At 41.8% G+C, this 9,099-nt stretch carries 11 protein-coding genes; 9 read left to right on the top strand and 2 right to left on the bottom strand.

Features of this window, described 5'->3' with window-relative positions; translation table 11 throughout:
• Window positions 1-113 (top strand): transposase (locus JMX91_RS10970; RefSeq protein ID WP_201549131.1); only part of this gene is annotated, 113 nt, incomplete at its 5' end.
• Between the two features lie 63 nt (window positions 114-176).
• Window positions 177-560, top strand: a complete 384-nt coding sequence (locus tag JMX91_RS10965) for a hypothetical protein (RefSeq protein WP_201549130.1) — start codon at window positions 177-179, stop codon at window positions 558-560.
• A gap of 89 nt (window positions 561-649) precedes the next feature.
• Here the strand turns inward: JMX91_RS10965 and htpX are convergent, their stop codons facing one another.
• Window positions 650-1,552, bottom strand: a complete 903-nt coding sequence (htpX, locus tag JMX91_RS10960) for a protease HtpX (protein WP_201549128.1) — start codon at window positions 1,550-1,552, stop codon at window positions 650-652.
• A gap of 221 nt (window positions 1,553-1,773) precedes the next feature.
• On the opposite strand from htpX, the gene JMX91_RS10955 reads away from it, so the two are divergent.
• Complete coding sequence (locus JMX91_RS10955; RefSeq protein WP_201549126.1) at window positions 1,774-2,106, top strand: YnfA family protein; 333 nt, start codon at window positions 1,774-1,776, stop codon at window positions 2,104-2,106.
• A gap of 108 nt (window positions 2,107-2,214) precedes the next feature.
• Here JMX91_RS10955 and JMX91_RS13425 read toward each other — a convergent pair whose 3' ends face one another.
• Window positions 2,215-2,337 carry a hypothetical protein gene (locus JMX91_RS13425; RefSeq protein ID WP_021815223.1) on the bottom strand — a complete coding sequence of 41 codons (123 nt, stop codon included), beginning with the start codon at window positions 2,335-2,337 and terminating at the stop codon, window positions 2,215-2,217.
• A 393-nt stretch (window positions 2,338-2,730) separates the two neighbouring features.
• Between JMX91_RS13425 and JMX91_RS10950 the strand changes: the two genes are divergently transcribed.
• The 6 genes from JMX91_RS10950 (at window position 2,731) to JMX91_RS10925 (ending at window position 9,056) form a co-directional block, all read left to right on the top strand.
• Window positions 2,731-3,366: a 6-pyruvoyl trahydropterin synthase family protein gene (locus JMX91_RS10950; protein WP_201549124.1), complete on the top strand. Its 636-nt coding sequence runs from the start codon at window positions 2,731-2,733 to the stop codon at window positions 3,364-3,366.
• Entirely contained in the window at window positions 3,366-3,896 is a 531-nt protein-coding gene (gene tsaE / locus JMX91_RS10945) for a tRNA (adenosine(37)-N6)-threonylcarbamoyltransferase complex ATPase subunit type 1 TsaE (RefSeq protein ID WP_201549123.1), read from the top strand. The genes JMX91_RS10950 and tsaE overlap by 1 nt, the downstream gene beginning before the upstream one ends.
• Window positions 3,897-3,949: 53 nt before the next feature.
• Entirely contained in the window at window positions 3,950-5,743 is a 1,794-nt protein-coding gene (mutL, locus tag JMX91_RS10940) for a DNA mismatch repair endonuclease MutL (protein ID WP_201549115.1), read from the top strand.
• 82 nt (window positions 5,744-5,825) lie between these two features.
• Window positions 5,826-6,992, top strand: coding sequence for a tRNA (adenosine(37)-N6)-dimethylallyltransferase MiaA (gene miaA / locus JMX91_RS10935; RefSeq protein WP_201549113.1), 1,167 nt, complete (start codon window positions 5,826-5,828; stop codon window positions 6,990-6,992).
• Between the two features lie 327 nt (window positions 6,993-7,319).
• Window positions 7,320-7,847: an RNA chaperone Hfq gene (gene hfq, locus JMX91_RS10930; RefSeq protein WP_160022674.1), complete on the top strand. Its 528-nt coding sequence runs from the start codon at window positions 7,320-7,322 to the stop codon at window positions 7,845-7,847.
• 216 nt (window positions 7,848-8,063) lie between these two features.
• On the top strand, window positions 8,064-9,056 hold the full coding sequence (locus tag JMX91_RS10925; RefSeq protein ID WP_201549111.1) for a KpsF/GutQ family sugar-phosphate isomerase: 993 nt from the start codon (window positions 8,064-8,066) through the stop codon (window positions 9,054-9,056).
• The last annotated feature ends 43 nt before the right edge of the window (window positions 9,057-9,099 follow it).

Here is a 9,099-nt window from a genome sequence, read left to right as displayed (position 1 = left end):
ACTTCTTTGCCAAGATTAAGCAGTATCGTGCGATTGCTACTCGCTATGATAAGTTAGCCCGTCATTTCTTGAGTGCTATTTATCTGGTTTCTTGTGTCATTTGGCTTAATTGATGACACGCCCTAGTTGAAATCGAAAAAGATACTTTCGTTAGTTTTTATTCTATTAGAAAGTTGATGGATACTCCCAAAATAAGTGATTCTACTAGAGAACTGAAAATAAATCTTAATTGGAGTCCTAATTTGAAAAACGTGACTATGCTCAACAGTCACAAGATGAACGAACTATACGACTTAGGTGATATAAGGGTTGAAACAAAAAATCTCAGATTTTTGTGCAACCAGTTTGTGCATAGCTATATATTTGAAGTGGTTATAGAGGATGGTGTAGGGCTTTCCTGTTGTTACTTTACCTCTGATCGAGATAAAAATAAAAAAATATTTTTTATAACAGTAGAAGTGCTTGTACATATACTTAATTTAGTTGGCAATGATTATCCATCTAAGTTGAAAATCACAAGAGATTCAAAGACTGGAGAACTTCTTACAGGAGTATTATGATTCCTGTCGCCCATACTATGGCGCAACTTATAGACAACCAGTCATTCTAAAAATTACGCCCAAAGTACATCATAAAACAGTAACCCAAGTTAGTCTTGATTAGGATTATATTCTCGCAACGCCGCAATACGATCATCCAATGTTGGGTGTGAGCGGAACAGGTTGGCAATACTAAAGCCTTGAGATTGTCCAGATGAGATCGCAAATGCTTTCATATTTTCAGGCATTTGGTCAGGACGCTGTGCAGAGGGACGCAACGCATCAAGCGCACTGATCATTTTTTCGCGGCTGGCAAGTTTTGCCCCCATTTGATCCGCACGGAATTCACGTAAGCGTGAAAACCACATGACGATGGCAGACGCCAAAAACCCAAGCAAAATATCCATCACCATACTGGTAATAAAGTAACCAATACCGGGGCGATCACTAGTGTTTTTAAACACAGTACGGTCAACGAAACTGCCGACAATGCGCGCAAAGAACATTACAAACGCATTTACCACCCCTTGCATAAGGGCAAGGGTTACCATATCACCGTTAGCCACATGACCAATCTCATGCGCCAATACCGCTTCGACTTCATCTTGATTCATATTCTGTAATAGACCAGACGAAACTGCCACCAGCGCTTTATTTTTATTCCAGCCAGTGGCAAAGGCGTTTGGCTGCGAATTGTTAAAAATACCAACCTCAGGCATACCGATATTTACGGCTCGCGCTTGTTTGGCTACGGTATCGATTAGCCATTGCTCAGTAGCGGTGCGTGGAGATTCTATAACTACCGTACCAGCCATCCATTTTGATATAAATAGCGACACCATCGAGCCGACCATGCCGTAGATACCACACATAACAGCAAGGCTAATGTAGTTAAGACCACCTGCACTGTGCACACCGCCAATCCCAAAAAACCTCGATAAAATACCAAACACAATGCTAAATACCACAATCACTGCTAAGTTGGTTAATAAAAATAATCCAATACGCATCATGATGCTAACTTCCTATTTACAATGTCGGTATGGCTTCGATAGATGGTTCTCTAAGAGGTTTGTTTGTTATGATAGATTTTACTGTGATTTTGACTGTAATGTTAGACAAAATAGCCTTTTATAAGAGGTGGCAGAGATAGGGTGATTATTTTGGGGAATGCCGTACAATACCTGACTGGTTTTAGCAGGTTAGAACAGTAGTAGATGAGGAGTAGTGATTTTTGACAGAACTAAAGACGGTTGGGTTATTTGCGCTTACTGCATTGGCTGAGATTGCAGGATGTTATCTGCCTTATCTGTGGCTGCGAGAAGGCAAGTCAATCTGGCTACTGATACCTGGTGCACTGAGTTTGGTCGCATTTGTTTGGCTGCTGTCATTACATCCGACTGCTGCGGGTAGGGTCTATGCGGCATATGGTGGTGTTTATATATGTATGGCGATTTTATGGTTGTGGACGGTCAATGGCATACGACCAACCATGTGGGACATATTGGGCTCGGTAGTTGCGCTATTAGGAATGGCGATTATTATGTTTGCGCCGCGCGGAGCTTAATCAAAATCGAAGCTTAATTAAAGACAGTGCTTAGCTAAAGGCCAATGACGAACCAAAAAAATACCAATCAAACGGTTAGGTCAGATTGGCATATTGATGTATTGATTATTAATGTTTGCCTAAAATACTGCCATTGTCGTCTTTCTTGGCTTGTTTGGCAGCTTTCTTCTCTTTAGCAGTCAAAAGGGGCTTTTTCTTAACATTCTTTTTACTATCTTGACCTTTGCTCATAATCGTTTCCTTTTTTACGGCACACTACTCATTACGCCAAGTTAAGCGAATTCAAGATAGTGTGAATACAGCTAACATAGCTGTTTACTGAATAGAGTATAGGCTTAAGCTTTAGTAATAGATAGCGCTCGCACAATTCGTCTACGATTCAATTATCATTCAAATCGTTTATGGTTTTCGCTAAGTGTTCTTTGCGCAGAATGATGAGCAACCCTAATACGGTTAGTCCTATTTTATTAATTGATTCGTTCAATCAATCATTGTATTAATAAGTGCTTACTTACGGATACATGGCGATTTGCTATAATGAATCATAAACCGATTTATAAACGCGGCAAATTCTTATTTATTAACATTTAGCACCATCGTGCTTACTGTTTTGGTCAAATTATTATGCGTATTCGTAAACTATTCAAATTTGAAAATGCTCACATCGTTCGTAACTGTAGTTCTGAACGCTGTAAGCACTCGATTCATGGCCACAGCTACCAGATTGAGCTGATTTTAGAAGCCACCCGTTTAGATCACGGGCAAATGGTTTATGATTTTGGGCTACTAAAATCTTCGATCAAAGACATTATCGATAGTTTTGATCATGCGATTTGTTTTTGGAACAAAGATGATCCTGAATATGTCGCAGCGTGTAAAAAATTCAGCGCACGTTGGATCAGTCTACCAGTATCTCCGTCAGCAGAGCAGTTTTCACGAGTGATATTCTTTTGGGCACAAGAAATACTGCGACAGACGCAAATGCAAAACGGCGAAGCGGATGTCAGTGTTTATTCAGTGATTGCTCATGAAACCGCGACGGGTTACGCACAGTGTTTTGCTGATGATGTGGCAAATGATCAGATGGGTAAGCTGGTCCTAGAGGATTTTGAATTCAGTGAACAAGTTCGTGCTGAATGGACGGACTCTGATCTGTATGCCAAGCTTATTCGCGGTGAAAGCTTCACCAACCCAACGGTGACTATGCAGGTACAGACAGGGCAGGTACAGACAGAGCAAGCACAGGTAGGTTCGGACTAATGCACAACGATCAATCAATAGAAAATAGTGACACTGTGCAAACGCTTATACTGAACTCTGAGCAAGATACACAGTTATTGGCTAAGCAGCTGGCAACGTTGCCGCTAACTGGTAGTGTGTGGCTGGCAGGGGATTTGGGCGCAGGTAAAACTACATTGACGCGTTATTGGTTGCAGGCTCTCGGTCATACTGGTGCGGTAAAAAGCCCAACCTATACTTTGGTTGAGCCTTATAGCATTGAGCAAAGCAATGGCACGATTAAGCCTGTTTATCATGCAGATCTATATCGTCTACAAGATCCAGAAGAGCTGTCTTTTATTGGGTTTGATGAGTATCTAGATGAGAAAGAAGCACTGGTTATCATTGAATGGGCGAGCCGTGCTGATGGCTACCTACCAACGCCAACTTTATTTATCGATATGACGCAAGTTGAAAGCGACGATAAAGGTAATGAAGCACGCCAAGTATACTTAAGAGTATCAAAAGCAGGCCAAGCGCAAGGTTTGGATTTATCACAACTTAGCATCTAAATGAATATCTAAATTATACCACTCGCTACTTTCCAAAAATATGACATCTATCCATGCCAGATAATCATCCTAATACCCGCATCAAAAAACTATCGCCGTTGCTGATCAATCAATTAGCAGCAGGTGAAGTGGTGACACGTCCAGCAGCAGTGGTCAAAGAGCTGCTGGAAAATGCCATCGATGCTGGCGCGACCAATATTGAAGTGCGCATCACTCAAGGCGGTATGGGCCTGATTGAGGTAGTAGATAATGGGGTGGGCATTCATCCTGATGATATGGTCATGGCCATCACTCGTCATGCGACCAGTAAGGTTGCTGACGTTGCTAATTTACATGGTATTACGACGTTGGGTTTTCGCGGTGAGGCGTTAGCGGCTATGGCTGCTGTCTCGCGTTTGACCTTAACCAGTAGTCATGATGAGAGCGGTATCGGTCGTCAATTACAGGTCGCTGGCGTATTAGATGACACACCGAAACTCTTACCAGTTGTCCATAATCGCGGTACCACGATCGTCGTAAAAGATTTGTATTTCAATGTGCCTGCCCGCCGTGGCAACCTGAAATCTATTGCTACTGAATTCGGTCATATCGAAACCATTGTCCGAGAAGTCGCACTGGCACGTGCTGATGTTGCTTTGACACTTTTTCATGACAACAAACAGCGGCTATCATTATCTGCAAGTACTACGGGTATTAGTGGCAATAATGACAACAACGACAGTCGCTTGCCACTGCCGCGGTTGGAACAAGCGACTGGTATGGCATTGACAGATAATGCATTAGCAATATCGATAGATTTGTCGAGTCTGCTACAGTCGTCTGTAGAGTACGACAATAGCAATGTTACTCAAGCAGCGATTAGTGGCTGGTTATGGCCATTGCATCATGAAAAAACTGATTTACCAAAGCTGATTTATGTAAATGGCAGACTAGTAAAAGAAGCGTTGATTAGCAATCAAATACGTCAAATGGCACAAGGTGCGCAGCTAGCAGGTATGGGGTATGCACTGTATTTTGATTTACCAACTCAATGGTTAAATATCAATGTGCATCCATCTAAACAACGTATCAAAATCAGTCCATTGAATAATATTATGGCGCACTTAGGCCATACAATTCGTACGCAGTTGAAAAAGATCGATGTAGCTAAGTTTGGGCTTGGAATTGATTCTGCATCTGCGTCCGTAGCGACGACCGAAACTGACAGTCAATACAAATCTACGGAACGGGTAAATAACAATGCTTCTGAAGGTCGTTCGTCTAAAATGCCCATCTCAAGTAGTCAGCCTACCAACAACCCAAAGCGACATAATAAAGTAGAGTCTAATAAGCAGTCTTATCAGACTACTGCAAACCCATTATCTTCAAATAATTCTTCATGGCAAGAATCAGTACAACCTCATATTAATGAGCAATCAGACCAAAATAACAACAGTAACAACAGCACTTCATATTATTCTGATGGAGCAGCTACCTCTGCATTTTTACCAATTTGCTTAGATATTATTGAAAACGTAGAGACTATTGGTATTGACTCAAGCCCAAATGATAAAAAGCTACCTTGGCTGTTATTTTATCACCAAGGGCAGTGTGTATTGATAAGTGCTAAAGACTGGCAGCTTAAAGTAAGCCAGTTATTTGAATCACTTACCTCTAGTCAGCAAGTATTCAAAAAAGATAGATTGCCAAACAGTGCTACTGTGATTAATCAGCAACTTATTAGTGTCAATACGCAAATGTCTGTACAGGATTCAATGGTTTTTGCGAATGATCTTACTGGAATAATTATGAACAATGCTATTAAAGCGATAGATAGCCATCGCTTAGTAAAGCTAATGCTATCCTGAATATCTGAAAATAATTACAATATCTTAAAGCAATTAAACCAATCGATATCCGAGTTATCCATATATTATGAAAGGCCACTTTATGCAACATTCGTCTGATAGCATCTCTCACAAGCTGGCGGATAATAGCGTGGTCTGTCTTATGGCACCAACTGCTAGCGGCAAGACGTCATTGGCGTACGAGCTATACGATACAGGTCGTTTTGAATTAATTTCTGTGGACTCAGCGCTGATATATCGTGATATGAATATTGGCACAGCCAAGCCAACAGCGGCTGAGTTGGCGCGTTATCCACATCATTTGGTCGATATCATTGATCCTATGCAAAGCTATAGCGTGGCGGAGTTTGTCAGTGACGTTGCCCGCCTCATTGACGAGTGTCACAGAAATGGCAAGATACCATTGTTAGTAGGTGGCACCATGATGTATTACATGGCACTCCTCGATGGATTGTCTCCCGTGCCCGATAGCGATGACAGCGTACGCGCGCGCGTAGAGCAGTGGCGTCAAGAGAAAGGTATTAGCGCTCTATATGATTATTTGGAGAGTATCGATCCTATAAGCCATGCGCGTTTGAATGCTACTGATACTCAGCGTATCACGCGAGCAGTTGAGGTCTATCTACAAACAAATATTCCAATAAGTGACTGGCAGCGCAAGCCAAAGCAAGCCCTAGCCCATAACCCAGAGCAGCAGTGGCATGCGCTATCGGTAATGCCAGATCGTTCATGGCTACATAATCGTATCGAACAACGTCTAGATATCATGTGGAATGAAGGGCTAGTGGCTGAAGTCATAGACTTACTAAAAAAGTATCCGCTCACGCCTAATATGCCTTCGATGCGCTGTGTAGGCTACAGGCAAGTACTAGAATATTTGGTACATATTGAGCATCCGATATTTGATGAGACTCATCTAGATAAAGCTCAATTTTATGAAGCTTTTGGAAAGCATACAGCTGTCAATGAAGAAAAAGAAATCTCAGATAATGTTGCTCAGTCAGTTGCTCAACCAAACATGGCTAGCCAAGAGACCGAGGCGCTTGCTTGTCAGGAAATGCAAAATAAGGCATTATATGCTACAAGACAGCTAGCAAAACGTCAGTACACATGGCTGAGAAAGGTAATGCAATTGCCCAGCGCATCATCAAATGGCATAGCAGAATCTGAGAGCGGGGCTGATGCTAGCAGTCGTATGATATTACAAACGTTTGAAACCATGGCCGAAACACGAGAGTACTTGTCTTAAGGTGCAATGATAGCTAACACAATTAGTTTCAAAGATTGACATAGATAGCTGTTATAATTCGGCTCAGTGCATTGAGCGTTGTTATGATGTCTGGCTTATGAACTTTTGTAGACAAAAATTATTAATGAAACAACTAGTTACTTAATTATTTACAATAATAACGTATTCGCGATAAAGTGGAATCACTTAAGAGCAACGAATATTTATTTAGATACGTTTTATAAAGAAAACACCTTATTGTATCTACCTTTTAGCCATTATAATTAAATTAACACTTAAAATAATTGGCACCCAAAACATAACTATATAATACTTAGGAGAGATTTCATGTCAAAAGGACAAACTTTACAAGATCCGTTCTTGAACTCGCTGCGCAAAGATCGCATTCCTGTCTCTATTTTCTTGGTAAATGGCATTAAATTACAAGGCCAAATTGAATCATTTGATCAATATGTCGTTCTTTTGAAAAACACAGTGAGCCAAATGGTATATAAGCATGCCATTTCAACAGTCGTGCCAGCACGTAACCCGCGTAGTAGTACGACGACAGGTACAAGTGCGCAGCCTCAGAGCGCAGCACCGACTGGATATCAAGGCGGTGGCTTTGAACGTGGTAGTAACCCTGCTGCTGGCGGCTTTGAAGAGCGCGGATTTGCATCGAGTCGCAGTGGATTCAATCGTGGTGGTTTTAGCCAAGGTCAAGATCGTGGTTTTGAACGCGGTAGCTTTGGTCAAGGTCAAGAGCGCGGGTTTGAGCGTGGTGGTTTTGGTCAAGATCGTGGCTTTGATGCCACGGCAGATAATACAGGCTTTGAAGATAAGCCAAACGACGGTTCTAATGATAGCAATAGCTAACTCATCGCATTAATCGAGCCTATTGTCTAGAAAATGTTAAGACATGATTTATCCGTTTAAAGCCTGCTGATATAGTGGGTTTTTTTGTATAGATAGCAGCAAGCTCTTTATTCAGTATGAAGCACTATATTAGTGTAGATTTTGTAGACCATTACTAATATCAAACATAGTGTAGTAAAATAGCGTATTGATTCATCATAAAAATAGAGCGGATTCATGAGTGATACCAAAAACAACTTAACCCATGAGCAATTTATTACCACTGCTATCGAGGCCATTAATACCGAAATATCTGCGTTAGCATTGCTGACAGAGCAGATTGACGACAGATTTGCACAAGCATGTGACATCATTCTGACTTGTAAGGGTCGAGTGGTAGTTACAGGCATGGGTAAGTCGGGGCTAATTGGACGCAAGATTGCAGCGACCTTTGCCTCAACTGGTACGCCTGCTTTTTTTATGCATCCTGGTGAAGCGGGACATGGCGACTTGGGTATGCTTGTAAAAGGTGATGTGCTACTTGCTATTTCAAACTCAGGTGAGTCAGATGAAATCAAGATGCTACTGCCAGTTGTTAAGCATCTAAATATCCCTCTCATCAGTATCAGTCGTGATAAGCGCGGTATGCTACCGCGAGCAGCTGACATTGTATTAACGCTCGGTCAGTCGCAGGAGGCTTGTCCACTTAATCTAGCGCCAACCTCCAGTACGACAGCTACTTTAGCGCTCGGGGATGCGTTAGCGGTCGCTTTAGTACATGCACGTAATTTCACGTCTGAAGATTTTGCATTATCGCATCCTGCTGGTGCCTTGGGTCGTCAGCTATTGACGCGTGTTGAAGATTTAATGCATACCAAATCAGAAGACTTGCCTTTGATTCATCAGCAGGCCCCATTGCAACAAGCTTTATTTACCATGTCTGCTGGTCGCTTGGGTATGACAGTGGTGACTGATGATAATAATAAGGTCGTCGGTGTGTTCACAGATGGTGACTTGCGCCGAGGGTTAGAAAAAGGCATCGACCTACAAACGCCAATGAATGAAGTGATGGTCAGCAATCCACGCCATATCAGTAAAACGATGCGTGCGTCAGATGCGCTGAGTGTTATGAATGAGAGTAGTATTAGCCAGTTATTGATCATTGATGATGAAGATCGTTTAGAAGCTATTATTACCGTGCATGATTTGCTGCAAGCTGGGGTCAAATAAGGTTTGTGAGTTGCCGTTGAAATAGTTAAGCTATATAGAATAA

It is taken from the genome of Psychrobacter sp. Pi2-1 (assembly GCF_904846645.1).
Lineage (GTDB): Bacteria > Pseudomonadota > Gammaproteobacteria > Pseudomonadales > Moraxellaceae > Psychrobacter.
This window is presented reverse-complemented; position numbering and strand designations above follow the sequence as displayed.

What these genes read in the sequence shown, in the direction of transcription:
- htpX (WP_201549128.1), bottom strand. Translation starts at nt 1,552, where the DNA reads ATGATGCGTATTGGATTATTTTTATTAACCAACTTAGCAGTGATTGTG.
- miaA (WP_201549113.1), top strand. Translation starts at nt 5,826, where the DNA reads ATGCAACATTCGTCTGATAGCATCTCTCACAAGCTGGCGGATAATAGC.
- hfq (WP_160022674.1), top strand. Translation starts at nt 7,320, where the DNA reads ATGTCAAAAGGACAAACTTTACAAGATCCGTTCTTGAACTCGCTGCGC.
- mutL (WP_201549115.1), top strand. Translation starts at nt 3,950, where the DNA reads ATGCCAGATAATCATCCTAATACCCGCATCAAAAAACTATCGCCGTTG.
- JMX91_RS13425 (WP_021815223.1), bottom strand. Translation starts at nt 2,337, where the DNA reads ATGAGCAAAGGTCAAGATAGTAAAAAGAATGTTAAGAAAAAGCCCCTT.
- tsaE (WP_201549123.1), top strand. Translation starts at nt 3,366, where the DNA reads ATGCACAACGATCAATCAATAGAAAATAGTGACACTGTGCAAACGCTT.
- JMX91_RS10925 (WP_201549111.1), top strand. Translation starts at nt 8,064, where the DNA reads ATGAGTGATACCAAAAACAACTTAACCCATGAGCAATTTATTACCACT.
- JMX91_RS10950 (WP_201549124.1), top strand. Translation starts at nt 2,731, where the DNA reads ATGCGTATTCGTAAACTATTCAAATTTGAAAATGCTCACATCGTTCGT.
- JMX91_RS10965 (WP_201549130.1), top strand. Translation starts at nt 177, where the DNA reads ATGGATACTCCCAAAATAAGTGATTCTACTAGAGAACTGAAAATAAAT.